The following is an 822-nucleotide window of genomic DNA, read 5'->3' as shown; positions in this document are numbered from 1 at the left end:
GCGTGGCGAGTGCCGCGCGCGTGACCAGCAGCTCGTCCACCGTGGCAACCACAGCGTCGGAGACGAAGCCGACGACAGCCTCCCATTCGAGCCGCTGCTGCGCGCGTCTCAGGACCGCGTAATAGCCCTCCTTGTGCGCGTCGATGTAGGGCGAAAGGTAGATCGATATCTGCTCCTCCGCGGCCATCATCAGCGGCAGCAGCAGGCGGCCGACGCGGCCGTTGCCGTCCTTGAAAGGGTGCACCGCCTCAAAGTGCGCGTGCGCCACCGTCATGCGGACCACGAGGTTCTGCATCATGAACTGCATGCCCTCGTTCCGCAGGTAGTCTATGGTTTCGATAAGGCAGGCGCGGACCTGGACCGGCGGCGAGGGATTCCAGACGGAGTAGGCGATCTGGCCCTTGCCTCCGATCCAGACCACGCTGTCGCAGAGCTCGCCGAGCTGGTCCTTGTAGTCCGGATCAGATTTCATCACCTCGGAGTGCAGCCGGCGGACCAAGTCGAGGTCGAAGACCTTGTAGCCCCGTTCCATCGCCTGCGGCAGCAGGAGGTCCAGGAGCTGCGCATAGTCGCGGACCTGCCGCACTTCAGACCGGCCGTCCTCGTTCGCATCCTCACCAGCAAGGAGTTCGTCGAGTGTGCTGTTCGTCCCCTCGATGGAGGACGAACTCACCGCCTCCTGGCGCTTGAGAATGCGGCTGATCACATAGGGATCGGCCATTTCCCGAGCGATGGCCTGAACCTTCCCCAGGGCAGCACTAGCCGCGACGAGGCGGTCCAGGGCGCCCTCGAGCGAAACGTGGTTCTCGGGCGGGGGGGAGG

Annotated in this window: 1 protein-coding gene; it reads right to left on the bottom strand. The window is 64.8% G+C overall.

The window, feature by feature from the left end; all coding sequences use genetic code 11:
* Nucleotides 1-822 (bottom strand): Fic family protein (locus tag QR78_RS29705; RefSeq protein ID WP_048431228.1); only part of this gene is annotated, 822 nt, incomplete at both ends.

Source organism: Methylobacterium indicum (genome assembly GCF_001043895.1).
GTDB classification, from domain to species: Bacteria; Pseudomonadota; Alphaproteobacteria; order Rhizobiales; family Beijerinckiaceae; genus Methylobacterium; species Methylobacterium indicum.
The sequence above is the reverse complement of the archived record's forward strand: the minus strand, read 5'-3'. Positions and strand labels throughout refer to the sequence as shown.